25 protein-coding genes are annotated in these 23,264 nt (G+C 42.9%); 7 read left to right on the plus strand and 18 right to left on the minus strand.

Going from position 1 to position 23,264, the window contains the following annotated elements:
- Positions 1 to 92: 92 nt before the first annotated feature.
- The 6 genes from ACTUJY_RS19310 to ACTUJY_RS19335 all read right to left on the minus strand — a co-directional run bounded on the left by ACTUJY_RS19310 (position 93) and on the right by ACTUJY_RS19335 (position 4,687).
- Positions 93 to 539: a hypothetical protein gene (locus tag ACTUJY_RS19310; protein WP_463617775.1), complete on the minus strand. Its 447-nt coding sequence runs from the start codon at positions 537 to 539 to the stop codon at positions 93 to 95.
- A gap of 118 nt (positions 540 to 657) precedes the next feature.
- On the minus strand, positions 658 to 2,334 hold the full coding sequence (locus ACTUJY_RS19315) for a hypothetical protein (protein WP_463617776.1): 1,677 nt from the start codon (positions 2,332 to 2,334) through the stop codon (positions 658 to 660).
- A 108-nt stretch (positions 2,335 to 2,442) separates the two neighbouring features.
- Positions 2,443 to 2,820: a hypothetical protein gene (locus tag ACTUJY_RS19320; RefSeq protein ID WP_463617777.1), complete on the minus strand. Its 378-nt coding sequence runs from the start codon at positions 2,818 to 2,820 to the stop codon at positions 2,443 to 2,445.
- Positions 2,821 to 3,349: 529 nt separating this feature from the next.
- Complete coding sequence (locus ACTUJY_RS19325) at positions 3,350 to 3,931, minus strand: LOG family protein (protein ID WP_463617778.1); 582 nt, start codon at positions 3,929 to 3,931, stop codon at positions 3,350 to 3,352.
- A gap of 30 nt (positions 3,932 to 3,961) precedes the next feature.
- A complete protein-coding gene (locus tag ACTUJY_RS19330; protein WP_463617779.1) occupies positions 3,962 to 4,282 on the minus strand; it encodes a cupin domain-containing protein in 321 nt (106 codons plus the stop codon).
- 24 nt (positions 4,283 to 4,306) lie between these two features.
- Positions 4,307 to 4,687 carry a RidA family protein gene (locus tag ACTUJY_RS19335; RefSeq protein ID WP_463617780.1) on the minus strand — a complete coding sequence of 127 codons (381 nt, stop codon included), beginning with the start codon at positions 4,685 to 4,687 and terminating at the stop codon, positions 4,307 to 4,309.
- A 310-nt stretch (positions 4,688 to 4,997) separates the two neighbouring features.
- Here ACTUJY_RS19335 and ACTUJY_RS19340 point away from each other — a divergent pair, with 310 nt between their 5' ends.
- Positions 4,998 to 5,330, plus strand: coding sequence for a DUF6122 family protein (locus tag ACTUJY_RS19340; RefSeq protein ID WP_463617781.1), 333 nt, complete (start codon positions 4,998 to 5,000; stop codon positions 5,328 to 5,330).
- On the opposite strand, the gene ACTUJY_RS19345 is transcribed toward ACTUJY_RS19340, so the two are convergent.
- Entirely contained in the window at positions 5,323 to 6,732 is a 1,410-nt protein-coding gene (locus ACTUJY_RS19345) for an ATP-binding protein (protein ID WP_463617782.1), read from the minus strand. The two genes, ACTUJY_RS19340 and ACTUJY_RS19345, sit on opposite strands and share 8 nt — an antisense overlap.
- The gene (locus ACTUJY_RS19350) at positions 6,719 to 7,417 is read right to left on the minus strand and encodes a response regulator (protein ID WP_463617783.1); all 699 of its coding nucleotides are present in this window, start codon (positions 7,415 to 7,417) and stop codon (positions 6,719 to 6,721) included. Before ACTUJY_RS19350 ends, ACTUJY_RS19345 begins: the two co-directional genes overlap by 14 nt.
- 263 nt (positions 7,418 to 7,680) lie before the next feature.
- Between ACTUJY_RS19350 and ACTUJY_RS19355 the strand changes: the two genes are divergently transcribed.
- Positions 7,681 to 8,133, plus strand: a complete 453-nt coding sequence (locus tag ACTUJY_RS19355) for a Spy/CpxP family protein refolding chaperone (protein ID WP_463617784.1) — start codon at positions 7,681 to 7,683, stop codon at positions 8,131 to 8,133.
- A 116-nt stretch (positions 8,134 to 8,249) separates the two neighbouring features.
- Complete coding sequence (locus ACTUJY_RS19360) at positions 8,250 to 9,797, plus strand: amidohydrolase family protein (protein ID WP_463617785.1); 1,548 nt, start codon at positions 8,250 to 8,252, stop codon at positions 9,795 to 9,797.
- Positions 9,798 to 9,970: 173 nt separating this feature from the next.
- Here the strand turns inward: ACTUJY_RS19360 and ACTUJY_RS19365 are convergent, their stop codons facing one another.
- The 7 genes from ACTUJY_RS19365 to bioB all read right to left on the minus strand — a co-directional run bounded on the left by ACTUJY_RS19365 (position 9,971) and on the right by bioB (position 16,301).
- Positions 9,971 to 10,636 carry a TorF family putative porin gene (locus tag ACTUJY_RS19365; protein WP_463617786.1) on the minus strand — a complete coding sequence of 222 codons (666 nt, stop codon included), beginning with the start codon at positions 10,634 to 10,636 and terminating at the stop codon, positions 9,971 to 9,973.
- A 267-nt stretch (positions 10,637 to 10,903) separates the two neighbouring features.
- Positions 10,904 to 11,413, minus strand: coding sequence for a hypothetical protein (locus ACTUJY_RS19370; RefSeq protein ID WP_463617787.1), 510 nt, complete (start codon positions 11,411 to 11,413; stop codon positions 10,904 to 10,906).
- 58 nt (positions 11,414 to 11,471) lie between these two features.
- The gene (gene bioD / locus ACTUJY_RS19375; protein WP_463617788.1) at positions 11,472 to 12,122 is read right to left on the minus strand and encodes a dethiobiotin synthase; all 651 of its coding nucleotides are present in this window, start codon (positions 12,120 to 12,122) and stop codon (positions 11,472 to 11,474) included.
- Positions 12,119 to 12,979 carry a malonyl-ACP O-methyltransferase BioC gene (gene bioC, locus ACTUJY_RS19380; protein ID WP_463617789.1) on the minus strand — a complete coding sequence of 287 codons (861 nt, stop codon included), beginning with the start codon at positions 12,977 to 12,979 and terminating at the stop codon, positions 12,119 to 12,121. The genes bioD and bioC overlap by 4 nt, the downstream gene beginning before the upstream one ends.
- Positions 12,980 to 12,981: 2 nt before the next feature.
- Positions 12,982 to 13,764: a pimeloyl-ACP methyl ester esterase BioH gene (bioH, locus tag ACTUJY_RS19385; RefSeq protein WP_463617790.1), complete on the minus strand. Its 783-nt coding sequence runs from the start codon at positions 13,762 to 13,764 to the stop codon at positions 12,982 to 12,984.
- Positions 13,765 to 14,937 carry an 8-amino-7-oxononanoate synthase gene (gene bioF, locus ACTUJY_RS19390; protein ID WP_463617791.1) on the minus strand — a complete coding sequence of 391 codons (1,173 nt, stop codon included), beginning with the start codon at positions 14,935 to 14,937 and terminating at the stop codon, positions 13,765 to 13,767.
- 311 nt (positions 14,938 to 15,248) lie between these two features.
- Positions 15,249 to 16,301: a biotin synthase BioB gene (gene bioB, locus ACTUJY_RS19395; protein ID WP_463617792.1), complete on the minus strand. Its 1,053-nt coding sequence runs from the start codon at positions 16,299 to 16,301 to the stop codon at positions 15,249 to 15,251.
- A 138-nt stretch (positions 16,302 to 16,439) separates the two neighbouring features.
- On the opposite strand from bioB, the gene ACTUJY_RS19400 reads away from it, so the two are divergent.
- The 3 genes from ACTUJY_RS19400 (at position 16,440) to ACTUJY_RS19410 (ending at position 19,574) form a co-directional block, all read left to right on the plus strand.
- Positions 16,440 to 17,138, plus strand: a complete 699-nt coding sequence (locus tag ACTUJY_RS19400) for a hypothetical protein (RefSeq protein ID WP_463617793.1) — start codon at positions 16,440 to 16,442, stop codon at positions 17,136 to 17,138.
- A 101-nt stretch (positions 17,139 to 17,239) separates the two neighbouring features.
- The gene (locus tag ACTUJY_RS19405; protein WP_463617794.1) at positions 17,240 to 18,565 is read left to right on the plus strand and encodes an MATE family efflux transporter; all 1,326 of its coding nucleotides are present in this window, start codon (positions 17,240 to 17,242) and stop codon (positions 18,563 to 18,565) included.
- A 13-nt stretch (positions 18,566 to 18,578) separates the two neighbouring features.
- On the plus strand, positions 18,579 to 19,574 hold the full coding sequence (locus ACTUJY_RS19410; protein WP_463617795.1) for a serine/threonine protein kinase: 996 nt from the start codon (positions 18,579 to 18,581) through the stop codon (positions 19,572 to 19,574).
- 45 nt (positions 19,575 to 19,619) lie between these two features.
- Here ACTUJY_RS19410 and ACTUJY_RS19415 read toward each other — a convergent pair whose 3' ends face one another.
- A complete protein-coding gene (locus ACTUJY_RS19415; protein ID WP_463617796.1) occupies positions 19,620 to 19,859 on the minus strand; it encodes a CDGSH iron-sulfur domain-containing protein in 240 nt (79 codons plus the stop codon).
- 170 nt (positions 19,860 to 20,029) lie between these two features.
- Entirely contained in the window at positions 20,030 to 20,803 is a 774-nt protein-coding gene (locus tag ACTUJY_RS19420; protein WP_463617797.1) for a sterol desaturase family protein, read from the minus strand.
- Between the two features lie 81 nt (positions 20,804 to 20,884).
- Between ACTUJY_RS19420 and ACTUJY_RS19425 the strand changes: the two genes are divergently transcribed.
- Positions 20,885 to 21,913: an AraC family transcriptional regulator gene (locus tag ACTUJY_RS19425; protein WP_463617798.1), complete on the plus strand. Its 1,029-nt coding sequence runs from the start codon at positions 20,885 to 20,887 to the stop codon at positions 21,911 to 21,913.
- A 96-nt stretch (positions 21,914 to 22,009) separates the two neighbouring features.
- Here ACTUJY_RS19425 and ACTUJY_RS19430 read toward each other — a convergent pair whose 3' ends face one another.
- Positions 22,010 to 23,257, minus strand: a complete 1,248-nt coding sequence (locus ACTUJY_RS19430) for an ammonium transporter (protein ID WP_463617799.1) — start codon at positions 23,255 to 23,257, stop codon at positions 22,010 to 22,012.
- Positions 23,258 to 23,264 lie beyond the last annotated feature (7 nt).

Consider the following 23,264-nt stretch of genomic DNA (forward strand, 5'->3'; position numbering starts at 1 on the left):
GGACAATGCCAGTTCAAAACTGGAACCTGACATTGTCACAACTGGCCATCCACTTTGAAGGTCGATTAGATGGTGAACTAGAACTTTAATTTTTAGGCTGACACAGAATTCTGAACGCCCTCTGCGAGATTGCTCAGCTGTGATATATGTTTAAACGCTTCCGATTGCTTTAAAGCAATTGATGCTAATTGACTTGATTCAGCTAGGCTTTGTAGTTTCTTAGCCGTTTCAGATTGCTGGAATGCAATAGCTGATAATCGAGTCGATTCTGCAATAGATCTAAGTGATTTCAATGCTTCTGATTCTTGCAATGCCAGTGCAGCAAAGCGACTTGATTCAGTTAGCTCTCTAATTGATCTCATGGCATCTGACTCACTAAATGCTAAAAAAGCTAACTTAGTAGACTCACTTAGCTTTCTGATTGAACGCATAGCTTCAGATTCTTGGAAGGCCAACGCAGCGATATTAGTCTGCATTTGAAGTCTTTGAATAGACTTCATCCAAGGAGGGTTGACTAGTTTCTCAAGCTCTTTATTCATATTTTATACATTGCTCATTCCTAGTTGGCACACAAAAGTCTAACGCCACGCATCACCGGCTGTAAAAAGCAGAGCGAGGAACGAGCGACGCTTTTTGCTGTCCGAGTGTATGCGATTGTTATGCATCTATCTCGACTCCAAACTTCTTCACCCTGCGCTTATTAAGTTCACTTTCTGATGCAATTTTCTTAAGTGCTTTAGTTACTCTATTTGCGATTTCTTTCTGCTGATCACTAGCGTTGCCAAATTGGCCAAATTTCAAACAAGTATTGACATATGACGAAAGATGTTGGCCTTTTTCATTTTTGAACAACTGGTAGTAATCATCAATTGACGTATTGGCAAGCACCACTTCATCTTCTTGGTTCCATCCGTTGTTGCCTGCTATTCTTTTCAATACATCAGCAGCACTTTCCACTGTCACAGACGCTTGATACTCACTGTTAAACTTGTTAATAATCTCTTCATCTCTGATATCACCGAAAAAGTTATTTTCCCTCATATTAAAAATCTCCTTTTCGGCTTTACGTTGCTGTATATAGAAATCAATAATTTCTGAAGCTTTACCCTCTTCACCGAGCTCCCTAAACAGCCTCACCGTTCCATTAAGGTTAGTTGGCGTTATATTTTTGACATTTTTCTTGAAGCTTTCATATAGCTTTAAAATTAGTTCTTCTTCGTTGTCATCAAAGCTATCATGGTATAACCTCCAGGTTTCGCTAAATGAACCTTCAGACTTTGATGCCCGTATTTGCTCGTTTTTCTTTGAGGCTTCATTTTTAAACTTATCTTCTTCGATATATCCAGTTCTGACAGCTTCGGCAAGAACGAGATCTAGCTCATCAGTGTGCTGATACTCATAGCTACTAACCAAATTTTTCCATAGCTTTTTCTCTTCATCGTTTTCCTCTTCTTCACCTAGTCCCCACATGTCGTAACCAAGATTTGTTACAAATTCTAATGGAGGCGCTCCATCATTAGCGCAGTAGTAGCACCAAGAAAAAAGAATCAGTGAATGACGAACCTGATGTTCGATTTCAGGCTCGTAACCTGCAGCCAACGGAAGAACGATATTAACAAGCCGTTCAATTTTCTTCAGAACTCGAATATTTTTTATGTCTAGCTTCTGAGTAAGCTCTGAGAGTTTTTCTCCGCTCTCGGTATCATTATTAAATGCTATTTCAGCACTTTCAAAGGAAGTAGGCTCAAACCTTAACTCAACATCGATTACCTTTTCTCTGTACTTTGTATAATCTTCTAAACCTTCCTCCTTGTCGTTCAAAAGCAATACAATCTTGCACTTCTTTTGCTCCTTTAGCTGTGACACTAAACCAAGCGCATCTTTCATCGACAAGCTTGAACCTCTGCGCTCCAAATCATCGATGCATATCAGAGAGTTGTTTAGTGAGAGAAACGATATTGATTCAATTGCTGGTGTAAAGCTTTTCAATAGCGACGCGCCTTTAAACCAGCCTAATGATTTTCGACCAAGGACTTCTAAAAGCCCAGTTGTATTATTCTTGAATGTCTCAATGTTGGCCTCTGTGCCAATCATTTCTTGTTTTATCACATGCTCGAATATCGTGTATTTGAACGCATCGAGTGAATTTATTCCAAATAGAGAGACATATGAATATCGTTCGAGTGCAATGTTATTTGAGTTCTTTGCTTTCAGTAAGAATTTGTTCCAACTATAAGTTTTCCCTACACCCCATGCCCCCTTAATAGCAAGCACTTCTGGCTTATCATTAGAAAGAAACTCTTGTATTTGTGACTTAACTATTTCTATGGACATAGCCAGATTCTTTTATGCATAACGTTTTACTTTGCGGCTTTGATTAGCGAATGAAATGAGCGGTTCAAAGTCGCGCAACAGTTTATTGTTAGTGCCCATTTTATAATATTAAAATGTTGAAATTTCAACTTCATTCCCGACTAGCTTTAGTTCAATACCGTAGTAATTACATAAAAAAGATGAATTAAAAATAATATTGAGTGCGTTTGGCATTGGAAAGAAAAGCCAAATCGGAAACCAATACCTTTTTTTCTTAACCATTTTCACTCTGTGTTTTTCAATTAAAATTAGCTTATAGCCATCTTTGACTTGACAATTAACTTCCTGACGAAGGCTAGGATGTACGTCATCTTTATTTAGTTCAGAAGATGGCTTATATTCTTGTCGCTTGTTAAGTGTGTTAATAAAATTCCAAATAACAACAAATATTATCAACAACCAGATTATTGCAGCTAAGCTCTCCAAATGCTCACCTTTCTTTTGCACTAACAGTTTTATTCTAACGATTGTTTCAACTGTCCTATACAGCCATCAATCGTCTTATTTAAAATCATAGTCTGCTCATTCAACCGTATTTCTTTCTAAATATCAATAAATTGCATAAGAACCGCGGCTGCACTTTAGTTAAAAAGAAGACAACATCTTACTATTTCAAATCGTACGTTCCGATAATTTAAAAATTAAGCGCCATAAAATCAAAAAGTTACATGAATACTTAAAAAAACAGATGATTGAATCCGCTGATTTCGCTATTAGCAAGCATAACCCAAAGTGGCTTTGCTGCATCTAAAAATTGTTTTTTGCTCAAAGTTAGCCCTTTAGATTTATTCATTATTCCTTGGTTACAATAAAACCAATCGAAGCAATATTAGCTACAATAAGATGTCTGTTTCAGAGATATGCGGCTGCAAACACAATTATCAAAGATGACCGGCTTACATATCTCAATTTATTATTTCAAGTTCAAAGTTATACACAAACCTCAAAATCAAACAGTCCAAGAGTCAATAAACACTCAAGTCTCATCACGACTAATCCACTTCTGCCGCTCAAGCGGTTTATAAGCAATCAATTGAGAAAGTAACGCATCAGGACTCTGATCAACCAGTAACATTTGCCGATGCTCGCTTTTGAGGAAAGCTTCATTTTTCATAGTATTCAAATGCTGTAACAAGCCATCGTAGTAGCGATTCACATTCAACACACCACAAGGTTTTCCGTGCAAGCCAAGCTGCGCCCAAGTTAAAATTTCAAACAATTCTTCTAACGTCCCAAAACCACCCGGCATGGCAATAAAACCATCGGACAATTCCGCCATGGTCATTTTGCGTTCGTGCATCGACTTTACGATTTTCAGCTCGGTTAAACCGTAATGCGCAACTTCCAGATCAACCAACCCTTGCGGTATAACGCCAATCACCTTGCCACCTTGTTCCAATACAGCATCGGCAATGGTTCCCATTAGGCCAACATGGGCGCCTCCGTAAACAAGCCCGATATTTCGTTTAACCAGAGTTTGACCTAATGCCTTGGCGGCATTTGTATAATCCGGTTTCGCTCCACTACTGGAACCACAGTACACACAAACATATTTCATAATTTATCTCGTTTTTGATTGATAGCTAATTTAACTGTAAAAAATAGCCAACCAAACGGTAGTTTTCTCCGGGTCTGTCCAGACGACCTTATGCCGAGTATGAGCAGGTATGTTTAAATAATCAGCCTGCTTTAGCGTTATTTTAGTTCCATCATCAAACTCTATGCTACCACTACCCTCTACTACCAAAACCCATTCGTTTTCCTCTTGATCGTACCAACCCTCTTTTGGCGAGGTATGCCCTTTAGAAATAATTCGTTCTATGCGAACTTTACCCGAAGCAAGTATCACTTCAAAAATTTCTTCGGATAGTTCCTGTGGAATGGAAGCCGTTAAATTTTCTTTTTTCATTGTTAACTAATGATTTCCAGTAGGTTAATGATTAGCAATAATCGCCTCGATTTCCACTTCTACAAACTGCCCTTCTATAAAGAGTCGGTCGACCTGAACCCAACGCGAAGTTGGGTATTTCCCCTCATTAAAATATTTCTTACGTACTGGAATGGCGTTCTGTATCGCATTCATATCGGTAGTATAGATAACCTCTTTTACTATCGCTTCGCTACCTACTCCATTGTCTTTTAGAACACGCGTCAAGATAAAATAGATCTCATCAACTTGATCATAAAATGCACTTTTGTTGCTGGTAATGCCCGAAACATACAGCTTATGGCCAACTTGAGCAACCTGAGAATAGCCAACATCGTTTTCCCAGGGAAAGTAATTTTCCCGTTGAATGATTTGCTCATTTTTCATCAACGAACCGCAGGAAGTTAGTAATAAGATAAATATCAGTCACTGGTATGTTTGATCATTCCGCTCATTCAAGGTTCTCTTTAAATGTTGAATAAGGGATGAACGATATCAGTTTGTGACTAAAATTCAATCCGTGGGTAAAATCTGCTTACAGAATAAAACGTCTTGAAAGTCACGCTTTTGTTTAGCTTTAAACCTGTCTTTATCGTCTCTGAAGTGCAAGACATTGATCAATCGCGTATGATTGCATACTTCAAACAATGATTATCGGCTAAAGGACTGGTTCCGATCATAAGTTAATTGACGTGTCATGCTCCATATACTTTTGCACTTTTTGGTACCCGCTTTTGTAGCGGCAGTTTTCTTTAGAAAAAAATTCCTGATGGTTTATGTCGTAATGATGGCAACCATGTTAGTCGATCTCGATCATTTAATGGCAACACCCATTTACGATCCCAATCGATGTAGCATTGGTTTTCACCCCTTGCACCACCCAGCATTGATCTTGCTGTATGTACTGGCTTGCTTCTTCCCCAAAACGCGATATATTGGTATTGGTTTGGTCATTCACATGTTGTTGGATGCTATTGACTGCCAAGCAACTAACAGTGTTTGGATTTCTCCTGACTTTTCATTTACTTGATAGGTAACTCAATCACCACTTTTAATCCATGCGGTTCATTATGCTCGGCATAAATTCGGCCATGGTGCACTGCCACTGAGCGCGAAGCAATGGCCAGCCCTAATCCTGCACCACCTTGTTCCCGACTCCGCGCTTCATCAGTTCGATAAAAAGGATCGAATATTTTGCCTAAACTTTCTTGTTCCACACCCGGTCCTTGATCGGCAATGGAGAGCCGTGCTTGCAAAGAGTCGTGTGTTAACTGGATCTCGATTATCCCGCCAAGAGGGGAATAACGTATGGCATTGCGAATAATATTTTCGATAGAACTACGCAGTAAACCGTAATAACCCTGTAAATGAAATCCATTATGTAAAGTCGCTTTAAGTTGAATTTGTTTTTGTGCGGCTTCAAATTCGGCATCAGTTAATACATCAGCAACTAAAAGCTTCAGCTCAATGGCTTGCTCTTCTTCATAGAGCTGACCTCTTTCCAGCGCAGCAATACTTAACAATTGACCGATCATCTCATCCATGCGCATACACTCTTTTTCGATACGCTGTAAGTGTTTGTTTTCTCCATTTTTTAAATCTTTATCCAATAAGCCGACTGCGATTTGCATTCGGGTTAGAGGTGAACGCAATTCGTGCGATACATCGCTTAATAATTGCTTTTGAGTACTGACCGTTTCCATGATTTTTTCGGCCATATGATCGAAGTCTAACGCCAGTGAATGAAACTCATCGCGACGACTGCCGAGTTCGTTTACCGCTGACACTTTTTCACCTTTCGCGATACGGCGAGATACCGATTGCAAACTTCGAATAGGACGCGTAATCGACCATGCAAGCAAAAAGCACAGCACACTACTGACAAAAAAGTAAGCCGCAATTTGCCAGGGTGATACACCATGCAACAAATGGCCTAACATTTTCAGTTTAAAGCGCCCAATATATTGAGAAACAAACAGACGATATTCGATACCGTCAATTGTTACTGCTTTGGGGCCAATGTAAATATAATCGCGATGGGCTGCTACGTGAAGTGTATCGGAGTTCAGTCTCGATAAAGCGAAAACCGCTTCCGGAATGCGTAAACCGCTGCGCTCTTCACCGTTGCTATTTAATAAATAAAAAGGCGGTCTAACACGTTCGTTTTCAGGAGGTGAACGAAAAGCCGGCGGAGCAAAACTTCGGAGCAAGTGATGCATGGCGCGTTTTTGTTTACGTTCCGACATATCACTGCTTAATATGTACGCCAACTTACTGACCACCGCCTGCATATTGCGATCGGCTTTGTTAAAGTTAATTGAATCGCGATAAAGAATCCAACTGATGGCTGTGACACTCACCATTAACAACATGGCAAACCAAAACCAGAAAAATATTTTCCAGAATAAACTGAGCCGATTAAAGGGCCACATATTGATATCCCACACCTCGGACCGTTTTGATGCGATCTTGCTCCTGTTGTGACGGTCCCAACTTTTTTCTCAGATGACTGATGTGCATATCGATACTGCGGTCGAAAGCCATCAGTCGACGTCCGAGACACTGCTCACTGATGTTTTCACGTGTGACCAGTTCTCCCGCATGCTCTGCCAGAAGAACCAGAATTTCAAATTCCGTTGCGGTAAGTTCCACCTGCTTTTGATCGACTAACGCCTCTCGTCGCGCCAATTGAATGGTTAAATCGGCGATAGCGATATCTTGTCCTTTCGACTGTGATTGCAAATCCGGTGGCAGCGATTGAGTGCGACGAATGATACTGCGTATCCGCGCTGTTAATTCACGCGGATTACAAGGCTTGGCCAGATAATCATCGGCGCCCATTTCCAGGCCGAGTATGCGGTCTACCTCGTCGCCCTTCGCGGTAAGCATAAGCACTGGTGTTTTGCGCGAATAGCTGACTTCTCTTAACACTTCAAAACCGTTTTTCTTAGGCAGCATCACATCCAGTACCATCAAGTCGTACTGCTGACTTTTGACCGTTTGTGCAGCGGCTTCACCATCGTGTACCGTATCAATCTCAAAGCCTTCCTGCGACAAATAGTCGGTGAGCAACTCACATAATTCAATATCATCATCTACGATTAATATTCGATGCATATTCGTACCTTTGTGAAGTTCTAAATTCTAAGAAAGAAGTCTCTAACCAACACCTTCTCAACTTAGTGCTTAGTGCTTAGTGCTTAGTGCTTAGTGCTTAGTGCTTAGTGCTTGAACCAAGTATACCTCATATCTCAAGTCTCTTTTGTAAAGAAAGCTTGCGGGTCTTTACAAATCCTTTACACAGACAATACCCAACTTTTCATTGCGCAGCATACACTGAACTCGGCGTTTGAAAATGACCTAACCACGAGGATAAGACAATGAAATCTCCATTCAAAAACACTTTGCTGCTTGCTGCTGCGATAACCATGATGTCGATCTCCAGTGTAACCATTGCTGGTCCGCATCATCCGGAACACCGAGTACAAATCATGCAAAAAGAGCTGAATTTAACGGAGGCACAAACCGAAGCGGTTAAAGCCATTGTGATGAATGCGCATGAACAATCGCAAGGTATTCGTGAGTCCATTCATGAATTGAAGGAATCCATGCACGAAGCCATGCAATCGGATCCCATCAATGAAACATCGATTCGCTCGCTTTCAACGCAAGTAGCGGAAAAGAAAGCCGATCTTATGATTCTGCATGCTAATACTCAAAAACTGTTGGCCGAGCAACTTAATGCAGAGCAAGCAGCAAAGTTGAAAAAGCTGTACAAAAAGTTTGCGCGTTATAGCAAACGCCACACCCGCGAGCATCCGGATTTCGAATAAACTTTCGTTTATTCAACCCGACATCACTGCACCTTGGTAAGAAGTACGGTGATGTCGGGTTGAGTTCAATTAATTTATACCGTACCTTTAGCGTTCCAGTGACTCGGAACGCCGAAATGAAAAACATCACATTCTTATTTACACTTCTCTTTTCTGCCTTACTTAATGCAACACCACAAGATGCACCGCAACGCGAACGCGGTGAAGGTCCGTTTAAGCAATTGATCCTTCGTGGTGTAACCGTTATTGCGGGCCACGGTGCACCTCCCATAGGGCCGGTCGATTTAGTAATCGAACAAAATAAAATTGTACAAGTCGCCGTTGTAGGCAACCCTGGTGTCCCGATTATAAAACAGCGACCACAAATAAAATCCGGTGGTAGAGAGCTGGACTTAACAGGATATTATGTTTTACCCGGCTTTGTGGACATGCACGGACACATGGGCGGCAGTACCGATGGCATTCCAACCGAATACGTACTCAAACTTTGGTTGGCTCATGGCATTACCACCGTACGTGAGCCCGGAAGTTTCAACGGGCTAGAGTGGACCGTTAGGCATCAAAAGTTAAGCGAACAAAATGAAATTACATCACCGCGTATCGTTCCCTATGTCGGCTTTGGTATGGGACGCAGCAAGCCGTTTGTAAATGAAAAAGATGTACGTCGTTGGGTGAATGAAGTGGCTGAAAAAGGTGCTCGCGGTATCAAGTTTTTTGGTGCCAAACCAGAATTTATAAAAGCAGCCATTTTTCAAGCAAAAAAACACAAAATGGGCACCACTATGCATCACGCGCAAATCGATGTGGTACGCATGAACGCATTAATCAGTGCGCGTATGGGCCTCACCAGTATGGAGCACTGGTATGGCCTTCCGGAAGCCATGTTTACCGACAAAATGATCCAGAATTATCGGCACGACTATAACTACCAAAACGAACAACATCGTTTTGGCGAAGCTGGAAAACTTTGGCTACAAACGGCCGAGCCCGGCTCTGAAAAATGGAATGCGGTACGCGATGAGTTGATCAGCCTCGATTTCACGCTGGATCCTACGTTTACCATCTACGAAGCCAGTCGCGATTTAATGCGTGAACGCCAAGCCGTTTGGCACCAAGACTACACTTTGCCCAAGTTGTGGCAATTTTTTGAGCCCAGTCGCTATGCGCATGGCTCTTACTGGTTTGATTGGACCACGCAAGATGAAATTAACTGGAAGAAAAACTTTCAACGCTGGATGACGTTTGTTAATGATTATAAAAATCACGGTGGCCGCGTTACTACCGGGTCCGACTCGGGTTATATCTATAAGATTTATGGTTTCGGATACATTCGCGAACTGGAACTGTTACAAGAAGCCGGCTTTCATCCGTTAGAGGTAATTAAGTCAGCCACGTTAAATGGCGCCGAAGTGTTAGCCATGCAAGATAAAATTGGCAGCATTGAAGTCGGTAAATTGGCCGATTTGGTGATCGTCAAAGAAAATCCGCTGCAAAATTTTAAAGTGCTTTACGGCACCGGGCATTTCAAATTGGATGAAAACAATGTTCCGATTCGTACTCAAGGTATTCGTTATACGATCAAAGACGGCGTTTTATTTGATGCGCAACAACTATTGGCCGATGTTCGCGCCATGGTCACCCAAGCTAAAGCAGAAACTGAATAGATTTTGTAGGAAGGGTGAAGTGAAGCGTATCCCATCGGCTTCGAAAATGTTGAAAGTTGAGTCACTTTCCTTCTGCAAAAGATTATTCAACGAAGGAGAAGCCATCTATCGCTAGGGCCAACTCTTAAGTTACTCGCTGTGTTAAATATAGTGAGATTGTTTATACACGCAACCTAAAACGATTTGGATGCGGTTAAATAAAGGTGGGCTTGAGCTAACTTATCAGGATCGCGCGCTCGTTCAACATCCGTATTGGAATAGCCAATTTCAAATGCCCATGTGTCTTCGACGAAGGTGAATTGAGTATGTGCCCACAAGTACTCACTGTCAGCAATTCGACTTCGGTACATGTCAGCAAAGCCAAACGTATATCCCCAGCTGATTTTAGGACTGATTTGCCAAGACTGCGCGAAAGAAATCTTAGCATTTTTACCGCCGTCAAAAGTTTTGTGATCATTACTGAATGTAACATATAAATTTGTATTTTCTCCCCAAATTAATCCAACATAAAGCTCTAGAAAATAAGTATCTGTTTCTAATAAGTCCAAATTGAAATTATTCAACAACCCTAAATCTACTTTACCGATAGTTGTATCAATAAAAGTGCCCAACCCTAAATCCAATTCCATACCAGCATCCTTTGGTGATCTTAAGTTCGATAAAAAAAGTTGATAGTAAACCTCAGAGCTTTCTCGAAACCAACTATACTGAGCCGCTGGTTCATTATCCGTTTGACTAAATCCATCAGAAATATAGTTCGTTGTCAAACTCACTGTTTGAACTTGTTGAGCAAAAACTTGAGATATCAACGTCAATACGACAAAAATCGCTAGGCGCATCGTTGTTCCTTTTTGATTTGGCGATAGAACACCAGTTCACGACATAAATATTCCCGGTGCACTGATGCAATAGACCTTCTTTTAATCAAGTATAGGGTATCTTCCTTTTTAAGCGAAAGAATTGCCTGAGCTTTCATACAAGCTAAAGGAGCTAACCTGAGTTAAACGAGCGAACAGTTAGTATGATGAAGTTATACGTTGAAATTTTTGATTCGGATCAAAAATATCGAAATTAACCCTTCTAACCAGTTAGGTACGTCTACCCTTTCATTTCGCAATGAGCTTTTTTAAGTTACCAAATTGACGTTCCAGCACTCGGTTTACCGGTTCAGACCATTTATCAACGCCTTCCTTAGAAATACCGTGAACGGCATATCGCCACTTAAACTTAGTTGACATAATGTCCTGTTTCAGCTGGATTGAAAGTACACCTTGAATTCCGGCAGACTGTAAGGGACCCAAACCACCTTCAAGTGTGAGCTCTTTTTGTAACTGGTAATGAATGACAGATAAATGACGAACCCAACCATCAGGCCATCGTTCACAAAAGCATTTTTCACTGTCCAAATCTAAATACAAATTTTTAGAACTGCCGGAAAAGGAATGACTAGCAACCCACCACGCGCCAATATCCAATAAGCTGTTCCATGTTTCAATGGCAGTACCTTCCTTAGATACGGTTCCACTCACTATAAATCCGCTTTGATCTTTGTACTCCACATGCGACCAAACGCTTGATGAAACAAGCATCAAAGCAATAGAAATAAGATACTTCATATTCCCTCCCACAGACTGCCATTCACAGGAAATAAACGGCTAACATTTTTAAACAGGGTTAAATGAACTTTATATTTTGTAACTTCGTAGTACTCCACTTTACTTCGGTAATCATTGGTGCATCAATACAGTGCTGTAAAGTCTGTATATTTTCTTGATAAACACTCATATCGGGTTGAACTTGATTCGCTATCCACCCAGCAAGCTTCAACCCTCGCGACCGAATGGCTGCAACGGATAGTAATGCGTGATTGATACATCCTAACTTCATGCCCACGACCAATATGACTTCACAATTCATTGAGACGGGAATGTCCGCAAAAGACTCTTTCGCATTTAAAGGAACCAAAAATCCTCCGGCGCCCTCGGTCAAACAAATATCACAATCAAGTTTCAATGCCATGAAATGATCTTTTAAATCGCTAAGCGTCACAAGCCTTTTATTTTTCTCTGCTGCAATATGAGGTGCAATCGCTTCTTTAAAACAAAAAGGATTAACATCGGAATACTCCAACTTTATGTTGCCAGCTTGCTGGAGTTTAAGGGCATCATCATTTTTCATTTCACCGTCGACTGACTCTGCACCAGCTGCCACTGGCTTAATACAAGCAACTTGTTTTTCCTGCGTAACAAAGTAGTTTGCAAGCAAACAAGTGACATAGGTTTTTCCAACTTCGGTATCGGTTCCGGTAACAAAATAATGTTTCACGATAATGTCACCTTGTACACATTATTGTCATCAACGTTCGTTGCGTTAGGTAAGTCACGACCCCATCCATGCCCATAAATCACTTCGTATGTGACCGGTAATTTTCGTTCAGCATTTCGCATTGATTCGTAAGCTTGTGTCATTGCCTGCCATCGCCCTTTACTCATTAAGCTATGCGGCCGACCTGCATTCATATTATGCGCACCGATGCCTTTTAAATCGGAAAACAATCCTTTAAGTGTTTGGTATCCAAATGTAATTTTCTCCATATCCATCACCGGCTCTGCAATTCCGGCTTTCAACATATCATCGCCCAAATTATGCATGTCGACAAATTCATTAACATGTGTACTTTGATCGGCTTGTTGCCATGCCTGTCGGAGCTCACACAAAGTATCGGGTCCAAGACTGGAGTAAATTAGCAATCCTCCTGGCTTAAGTACTCTCGCCAGCTCTTTAAATGTGTTAGGTGGGTTGATACTCCACTGCAGCGCCAGATTAGAGAAAATAAGATCAATGGAATTATTATCGAAAGGTAATTGATCCATATCGGCACATAGGTAGTTGCACTTTTTAAATAAAGGATTTTGCTTCTTTGCTTGCTCAATCATGCCGGAAGCCAAATCAACGCCGGTTACTTTGGCTTTACCAAATCGTTTTTTCAACTTACGTGTATAAACACCGGTACCGCATCCAATATCCAAAATGTTTTTGGGCGCAAGGTTCATATATTGCAACCGCTCAAACAGCCGATCACCGATTTCACGTTGAGTAAAGGCAAAATCGTCGTAATGAACAGACGCTCTTGAAAAGCTTTCTGCAACGTCGGCTTTATTAAATACAGCAACAGATGACATACTCACGCCTTGCCCGTTATTAAAAAGTTCGTTACCACATCACAAAACGCTTGTTGATGCGACAAAAAGGGCGCATGACTCGCCTTTTGAAAAATAACCTGCTGACTGTTCGGCAACAGCGCGGCAATTTTATCAACAGCTTTCACAGGAACCAAAGAATCGAGCCGGCCATAAATACGCAGCGTTTCATGCTTCAGATCTTTCAACAGATTACGCAGATCAACCTGCTTTAAAATATTCAAACCGCCACGCAGTGCTTTGGGTGCCGGCTGACCATGCAAAAATACCGTATCTTTCAAGCGTTGCACATCGGCTTTTTGGGTTTCACTGCCCATGGTTTGAATCACCAAAAAGCGAATTAATGTCGATTCGTAATCTTCTTCCAATAAAGAGACAAAAGACTCCATCACTTTGGTTTGCATCGCGTAGGGCCAATCATCTTGCACTAAAAAATGCGGATTACTGCCGACCGTAACCAACTTGTTGACCCGTTCTGGATAATGAATCGCAATGTAACTCGCCAGCAAGCCGCCCAATGACCAACCAATATAATGCGCATTGGCAGGTGCGACTTTTAGCACTTGTTCTGCCAGTAATTCAATCGTGTACTCGTCATTGGGTATTGGGCTGCGACCGAAGCCAGGCAAGTCGATATTGGTGATGCGAAACTCTTTTGTCAACGACTCGTACAAGTTCTGAAAGATACCACCGTGAACTCCCCAGCCGTGTAACAATACCAGGTCTGGACCTTCACCCACTTGTTCATAAAACGGTGTTAATGTCATTTAATCAACTCTTTGTAACCAATTCACCAAACACTCAACCAGTTGCTCAATCTCTTTCTGTTGATGTTTGGCATTCAGGGTAATACGCAATCGTGCTGTACCTTTTGGTACCGTGGGTGGGCGAATAGCGCCCACCCAAAAGCCTTGTGTTTTTAAATAACTTGCACAATCCATACATTTTTTATCATCACCAAGCACCAGTGGTTGAATGGCGGTAATGGATGGCATTAAAGGTAGCTGATACGTTTTTGCCAATGTTTTAAAAACACGAATATTTTTTTGCAATTGTGTACGCAAGCTGTCGGCTTGTTGTGCCAGTTCAACGCTCTTTATTGTTGCCCATGCTATAGCAGGCGACATGGCCGTAGTATAAATATAAGGACGCGCAAACTGCGTTAAATTTTCAGCGATTGGTTGACTGCTTGCGATAAATGCACCGGATGTTCCCAGTGCTTTACCCAGCGTTCCCATAACCACTGGCACTTGTTCGGTTGTTAAACCGAAGTGTTCTCGACTACCGGCTCCGTTTGTGCCAATCACACCTATACCATGCGCGTCGTCCACCAGAAGGTGCGTACGCTCTTGTTCAACCATGGCAGCATACTCATTAAGCGGTGCGAGGTCGCCATCCATACTGAAAACACCATCGGTCACAATTGCTTTAAAACGATAGTCACCCGTTAATTGCCTGGCAAGTGAATCGGAACTCGTATGCACAAATCGCTTATGTGTGGCACGACTGAATTGTGCCGCATCGATTAACGATGCGTGATTGAGTTTGTCTTGCACAATCAAATCACTTTTATCAAATAAACACTGCAACATGGCCAGGTTCGCCATGTAGCCACTGGAAAACAATGTAACCGCTTCGTACCCCAACCAGTCCGCCAGGGCGTGTTGTAATTGTTGATGAGCTTCACTGTGGCCAGAAATTAAGTGTGACGCCCCGCTGCCACAACCAAATCGATCGGCTCCTTGCTTTAAAGCTTCGATTACTTCGGGATGATTAGCCAACGAAAGGTAATCGTTGCTACTGAAATTAATCAGCGACTCGCTGTTGCAAAGGATATTCGCACCTTGCGCGCCATCAATGGTTTTTACCGAGCGCCAAAGATTGTTTTCGCGCTGTTGCTGTAACCGTTGATTAAGCCAGTCGTTGTAGCATGTGTGCATGATGATCTCTAAAAAGATGGGTTATCACCCTTCCTACAAACTCAAAGAAACATTCGAACCCGTAGGATGTGGTGGAGCAAAGCGTAACCCATCGGTAAACTTAAACGATGGGTTATCTCCCATCCCACAAACTCAAACAATCATTCGAACCCGTAGGATGTGGTGAAGCAAAGCGTAACCCATCAGTAAACTTAAACGATGGGTTATCTCCCATCCCACAAACTCAAAGAATCATTCGAACCCGTAGGATGTGGTGGAGCAAAGCGTAACCCATCGGTAAACAAAACAGAGAGTGCAAAATACAAGTTAATTCACACAGCCGCATTGGTAAATCGAACACCGCCAATTTGCTCGCTGCTCGGCAACACCGGCTCTTCCGTACTTTCCACTTCTCGCGATTCTGGCTTTATTCCCAACTTATCAAACAATGCTTGGTCACTGTTTTGTTTCGGGTTCGGTGTTGTCAATAATTTCTCTCCATAAAAAATGGAGTTAGCACCCGCGTAAAAACACAATGCCTGTGTTTCTTCGGTCATATCTTCACGGCCAGCAGAGAGGCGTACGTACGATTTCGGCATCATAATACGTGCTGTCGCGATGGTTCGCACAAACTCGATAGGATCCAGTTTTTCAACATTTTCCAATGGCGTTCCGGCAACGGCAACCAGCATATTAATCGGCACACTTTGCGGATGTTCCGGCAGGTTGGCCAGTTCCATCAACAGTCCATAGCGATCGTTTTGTTCTTCACCCATACCGATAATACCGCCACTGCACACGTTAATACCGGCATCTCGTACGTGTTTTAAGGTATCGAGTCGATCTTGGAAGGTGCGCGTAGTAATGATTTGATCGTAATATTCTTGGGATGTATCCAAGTTGTGGTTGTAGTAATCGAGGCCTGCGTCTTTCAATTGTTGCGCCTGATCATCGTTGAGCATGCCAAGAGTCACACAGGTTTCCAAACCGAGCGCCTTAACGCCTTTGATCATTTCCAAGACCACCGGAAAGTCTTTACTTCGCGGAGAGCGCCAGGCAGCGCCCATACAAAAACGGGTTGCACCGGTTTCACGTGCTTTTCGCGCATTGTCTAACACTTCCTCAATCGCCATCAGTTGTTCTTTCGACAAACCGGTATTGTAGTGACCACTTTGCGGGCAGTAGGCACAATCTTCTGGACAAGCACCGGTTTTAATACTGAGCAAGGTGGAGGTTTGTACCTGGTTGGGATCGAAGTGTTGACGATGAATGCTTTGCGCATAAAACAGCAGGTCATTAAAGGGCAAGTTAAATAAACGTTTTACCTGTTCTTGAGTCCAGTCGTGCCGAATCTCTCCGGTTACCAGATGCGAGAATTGACTCATTGTGAAGATTTCCGTTTAATAGATTAATGATCGCAAAGTTTACCGAGAGATGACGTCCTGTCAATTTACTGGCCGAAATCGGGTTAACAGATGGTCACAAAATAACCTATAGCTATTTTATGTGTACAAGGATGGTTTATGTCACTGGCTAGCATGCTACGCAACGGACTGACTTCACATTGCCAATTATGCCAATTGGACATTGATAAAAACGGACTCTGGATTTGTTCAGACTGCGAGTCCCAACTCCCGAAAACGCCACCTGGCTGTGTTCGTTGCGCAACAACTCTACCGTCACAAGGATTATCGACCTGTGGCCAATGCCTGCAACATCCTCCAGCGATCGATCGTTTGATCGCTCAATTTGATTACCAATATCCCATCAATCATTGGCTACCCGCCTTCAAATTTCGAGGACAGTTTGCACTCGCAGAGTGGTTCGCGGAACAATTAGCCAACCAAATTCGTACGAAATCCGACGATCGGCCAGACGCCATCATCGCTGTGCCTCTGCACACTAAACGTATGCGACAGCGCGGTTACAATCAATCGATGCTGATTGCTCGCAACTTGTCTCATCGATTAAATATTCCTCTACTAACCGATCGAGTAATAAGAACTAAAATTACTCAGGCGCAATCCGGCCTAACTCTGAAAGAACGGCAACGTAATATTCGCAGTGCTTTTCAAGTCATTTCCAACCTGCCACAAAATATCGCTCTGGTAGACGACGTTTTCACTACGGGCAGTACGTTAAACGAATTGGCCAAGACACTGAAGCAAAGTGGTTGTGCACGCGTTGAAGGCTGGGTTGTGGCACATGCACCATTGGATTAATTCGCCGTCATCCTGAAAAACATCAAGAAACATTCCCGAAGATGATCGCCCTTACCAATCCCTGTTACCATAGACGCACTTTTGATAAGTGAGAGCTCTGAGTGCAGCAGTCCGAACGCTATAAACACATCCTCGCCCTTTCGCTGCCCATTATTGGCGGCATGATGTCGCAAAACATTCTCAATCTGGTCGATGCCGCAATGGTCGGTTATTTAGGTACGGCACAACTCGCAGCTGTAGGTTTGGCCAGCTTTATCAACTTTGTTGCAGCGGCCGCTTTTATGGGCATGTCTGCAGGTGTTCAGGCCATGGTTGCGCGACGCATGGGAGAAGGACGTGATAACGAAGCGGCCAATCCTCTGAACGGCGCTTTGTTGACCATTCTATGTGTCGCCACTCCGGTTGCCATATTTCTGGTATTACATGCAGAGAATATATTCCGCTGGCTCAATGACGATCCCGAAGTGGTCGCGTACGGAACCGAATACTTGCAAGTTCGATTAGCCGCGATAATGTTTGTGGGCATGAATTTTTGCTACCGTGGCTATTGGAGTGCCATTAAAAAAACCGGCTACTACTTGCGTACTTTGTTAATTATGCACAGCTTGAATATTTTTCTGAATTACGTTTTGATATTCGGCAAACTGGGCTTTCCAGAGTTGGGTGTGCAAGGCGCAGCATTAGGCACTGCCCTATCCATGTTTGGCGGAACGCTTATTTATACCTATTTGGCGCTTAAACACACACGCGATTTCGGTTTTGGTTTGCATCTTCCGAAACGCGAAACTCTGATCACCGTTGTAAAAATTTCAGTACCTTCATCCCTTCAACAACTGTTTTTCGCGCTCGGTTTTACCGTACTGTTTTGGATCGTCGGTCAAGTTGGCACTTACGAATTAGCCGCGGCGAATGTACTCACCAACATTACCCTGGTTGCCATACTACCTTGCATCGCATTTGGAATTTCCTCAGCAACATTGGTTGGCCAAGCACTCGGTCGCGGTGAACCGGAAGACGCACATCGCTGGGCCTGGGAAACGGTTCGCATTGCGTTGGCGGTTGTCTTTTTTATTGGACTGCCGATGTTGTTTGTTCCAGATATTTTACTTGGCGCCTTTTTACGTGATCCGCAAGCACTGGAAGTCGGGATCACACCGTTACGACTGGTCAGTGGCGCTATATTGATTGATGCGCTCGCTATTGTATTAATGAATTCGCTGCAAGGAGCAGGAGCCACTCAATCAACATTAAAAGTCTCTTTGGTGATGCAGTGGTTGCTGTTTCTCCCCATCGCCTATTGGATGGGCCCTATAATGGGTTTAGGGCTTACCGCTATCTGGTTAATGCAATTGGTGTATCGCGGTATTCAAGCGGCCATTTATGTCTGGCTATGGAATAATCGTAACTGGACCACTATTAAGGTTTAATGTAAAAACATCTATGACAACAATCGATCCTAACAGTTTTTATCAGCTCGACCCCGATACCATTCTCGATGCGCTAGAAAGCATCGGTATTTTTGCCGAAGCTGCCTTATTACCTTTGAACAGTTATGAAAATCGTGTTTACCAATTTCGCAACGAAGACAATGTGAAATTTGTCGCCAAGTTTTATCGCCCGGCGCGATGGAGTGACGATCAAATTCTCGAAGAACATCAATTTTCACAACAACTGGAAAACGCTGAAATTCCAGTGGTCGCTCCATTGAACATTAACGACGCCACACTGCATTACTTTAAAGAGTTTCGCTTTGCTGTATTTGAAAATCGCGGTGGACGTCACCCCAATTTGGATGACAAAGATACGCTAACCTGGCTCGGTCGTTTTATCGCTCGTATTCATTCTGTAGGAGTAGTAACTCAATACCATCATCGACTGACCATAACCTCAGAAGATTATGCTGAGCAGAGTTATCGCTTTTTAACCGATAATCATTTTATTCCAACCGAGTTGCGCGAATCGATGGACAGCGTGTGTTTACCGCTTATTGATTTTTGCAATCAACGCTTCAACCGGTTTAAAGACATCGACTCCTTTCGAATTCATGGCGACTGCCATCCGTCAAACGTCATGTGGACTCCCGATGGCCCTCATTTTGTGGATCTCGATGACAGCCGAACCGGACCCGCTGTACAAGATTTATGGATGCTGATCACCGGCGACGAGCAAGACAAAATAAATCAACGCAATGCCTTACTCGACGGTTACGAAGAGTTTCGTGAATTTGATGATCGTGAGTGGTTTTTAGTGGAAGCATTACGCGCCATGCGCATGATGCATTATATGGCATGGCTGGCCAAACGCTGGGACGACCCCAGCTTTAAGCACAACTTTCCCTGGTTTAATACTCGACGCTATTGGGAAGATCAATTATTGAACCTGAAAGAACAATTAGGAACATTGCAAAATGAGACGACGCCAACTTATTGGGTGTAAGTTCTAAGCTCTAAGTTCTAAGTTCTAAGTTCTAAGTTCTAAAAACTATTGTTTGTTATGCGTTCCATCGCATAGGGGCGCATTTCCTGTTCCCTTACAACCGCAAAAGAAAACCTTCTTGTCTTGAGATGCTTCGTATTTTACGGGTGTAATACCCGTACCTGCATGAGAACCATCGCAAAACGGTTGATTTTTACTGCGACCACACGCACACCAGAAATAAATTTTATCTTTCTCCACCTCGAATGCGTAAGGTGAATCGCTGGCTCGGATGGGAGTAGTCATAAGTTGGCTTGTGATTGGTGAATGACCCACTGAGTATTGCACAGGAAGTCCGGTGTCGCCAGTTCGGGTGTTTTCTTTTCGTAGTGATAATGGTTAGATGTTTTGAAACTTAACCTGGGAAGAGCGTAGCACCTCCCAGGATTAAATCATTTTAAACGCAACAGCCTAAATTATTGACCACGGGAGACGCTACGTTCTTCCCGAGCTACGACATTAGCCATCCCGCTTGATCCCTGTGATTTTTTTTCTGGCCGATAGAACGTCCCAAACAACCAATCGCCAATGGGATAAGTAATATTAAAATTATAGCGATGCATCAACTCAGGCACGTGATGATAATAATGCAACTGTCTTAATCGCTTCATAAATGGCAACTTCCAAATCCAAGCGTCATCATGCATATGATAAGCCGTATGCAGCAATTCATAATTGATGAAATAAGCAAATGCAGTAATCATAAATAAAAATGCGACGTTTTGACTGATCAGATATGTCAGCAGTAAATTCACAGGTAAAGCAAATACCACAAAAAAGCCAAGTATTAACGCGGGTGGAAATAACACCACACAAAAATCTTTCGCGCCATCAAACGGCATGGCTTCATGAGTAAAAAAACGGTGATGTTGGCATGCGTGTCGCCGGTAAATAATTTTGATCCATTTAAAAGGTCGATGCATCGGATGGCGATGTGCCACATACTCTACCAAGTTGGCATAAATAAACGTAATCAACACCGTTATCCACTCCCAAGGCAATACATTTTCCAATTGCAAGGCGCAATAAATCACGATGGCACTTGCACTGCCTAAAGTAAAGCTGATGTGCAGCCAACCATTGTAGTTGGGAGAGCGATGCTCTTTACGATACTCTTGTCGATAAGTTTCTATCGTCGGAGGAATGCTGTGTCGGTGCGTCATATTGAATTCGTTGGCAAACTTTTCCATACTGCTTAGCCTAAACGGCAACCCCCCTATTGGCTTGTCAAAAAACGACAACTTAATTGATAAAAGGCGCCATATCGCATAATGACATCTCATCAACCCAGCGTAGCCTGCAGTTATGCGCTGTCCTTTTTACAGTTTGCGGTAACTCAGTACCCGATTAATGAGCAAGCATTACTCAGCCATATCGGGCTCCAACGGCACGATTTACATCAAAATGACAAACGAATCGACGCAGCAATTTATCAGCAAATGGTGCAATGGGTCGTTGACCATTGCAATGATCCGCTTTTAGGCTGGCATTTTGGTGCTCAGGTAGGTACTCAGGCTTTTAATTTACTCGGGTACCTAGCGATGGCGGCTGAAACATTGGGACAAGCCGCCGAAGCCCTGCAACACTATGAATCGTTGGTGAGCGATATGGGACACTCGCGATATGAGTTTGAAGGCAACCGCGCGTTGGCTATTTGGCAAGCCGTACCATCCTGTAAAAACGTCAGTCATCATATTGTTGATGCCGTTTTTGCCGGTTGGATCAGTTATGGTCGAAAAATTGTCGGCTGGCAGGTGCCCATTCATCGCATCCATTTGCAACACTCAAGTTCTGCGCAATTACAACATCAACTGGAAGAGCTTTGGCAATGCCAATTTTCATTTAATGCGAATAAAAATGCGATTGAATTTGAACGTAAGTGGTTTAACTTACCTTTGGCTCAATCTCAACAATCGGTATATAAAACGCTTCTGCAACAGGCCGAAAAAACAGTAGCACAAATCAGTCACCAACCGGTTCAATTTTCCGAAAAGCTCACATCCATAATTAAAAACGAACTGATTCAGGGCGATGTCCAATTACACCAACTTGCCGCTCAACTGGGCATGTCAAATCGAACACTACAACGACGATTAAGTGACGAAAACCTGTCCTTTCGCCAAGTGTTGGAACAAGCAAAGCAAGCGCTGGCTGAAGAGTTACTGTCAGACAACCAATTACCTTTGACCTCCGTTGCAGGACTGTTGGGTTTCTCAGAACAAAGTTCATTTACACGTGCGTTTAAACGCTGGACGGGAATGACACCCAAGACATTTCAGAAAAGGCACACGAATCATTAACATTGTCTTCAGAAATACATTGAGTGAGTTTCGATGTCAGGGACGCAATTGACAGAAGCCTGTACCAAACGGCTGCGAAACTCACCCAAGTATTCTTTAATTATTTCCATTCGAAGAGTTTACAGTCGCAAACTCAGGATAAGCCTCCAAACCACAGTCGACTTTGTCCAATCCCACATACTCTTCTTCATCCGAGACTCGAATGCCAAGAGTTTTCTTCAGTAAAAACCACACACCAAAGGACGTCACAAAGACCCAAGCGAATATACTGAATAAACCAACAATTTGTGGTAGAAACGAAACGCTGGTGTTAGTCAAGGGAACAACTAACACACCAAAAATGCCCACCGTACCATGCACAGAAATAGCCCCTACTGGGTCATCCAGTTGAAACTTATCCAATAACACTACGGATAAAGAGGCCAGTATTCCACCAGCGGCACCAATCAACGTAGCGCTTAACGGGTTGGGTGTTAACGGCTCTGCGGTAATCGCTACCAAGCCGGCCAATGCACCGTTTAAAATTAATGTTAAGTCAGCCTTTTTATAAACCAGTTTGGTGTAAACAAATACTGCAATCACGCCACCGGTAGCTGCAGCGTTGGTGTTCACAAATATTTTCGCAACGGCGTTGGCGTTTTCAACATCGGACAACATGAGCTGCGAACCGCCGTTAAAACCAAACCATCCCAACCAAAGAATGAATGTCCCTAATGTTGCCATCGGTAAGTTGGCACCGGGAATACCTTTCGCGTTGCCCTGCCCATCGTATTTACCTTTTCTTGGGCCGAGCAATATGACACCAGCAAGCGCTGCGGAAGCACCGGCCATATGCACAATACCGGAGCCGGCGAAATCGTTAAAGCCAAAACTATCCAGCCAGCCGGAACCCCATTTCCAATAACCTTCCACTGGATAAATAAAACCCGTAAGCACAACGGCAAAAATTAAAAACGAAGTGAGTTTCATTCGTTCAGCTACCGCACCGGAAACAATCGACATAGCGGTTGCGACAAACACCACTTGAAAGAAAAAATCGGAATACAGTGAATGATCCGCATTTCCTGCTTGCACTGATTCAACACTGTGTTCGGAGCCAATCAAAAAGTTAAAACTGGGTAACCAGCCACCTTCTGTACTGCCATACATTATGGCGTATCCAAACAATAAATACATGGTACAAGCCACTGCAAACAGAGCGACGTTTTTCGCCAATATTTCTGTGGTATTTTTTGCACGTACTAATCCGGCTTCTAACATAGCAAATCCGGCAGCCATCCACATCACCAGAGCACCGGAAACTAAAAAGTAAAACGTATCCAAGGCGTATTTTATTTCATTCATTTTTTTC

This window comes from Pleionea sp. WD8-19 (assembly GCF_055326765.1).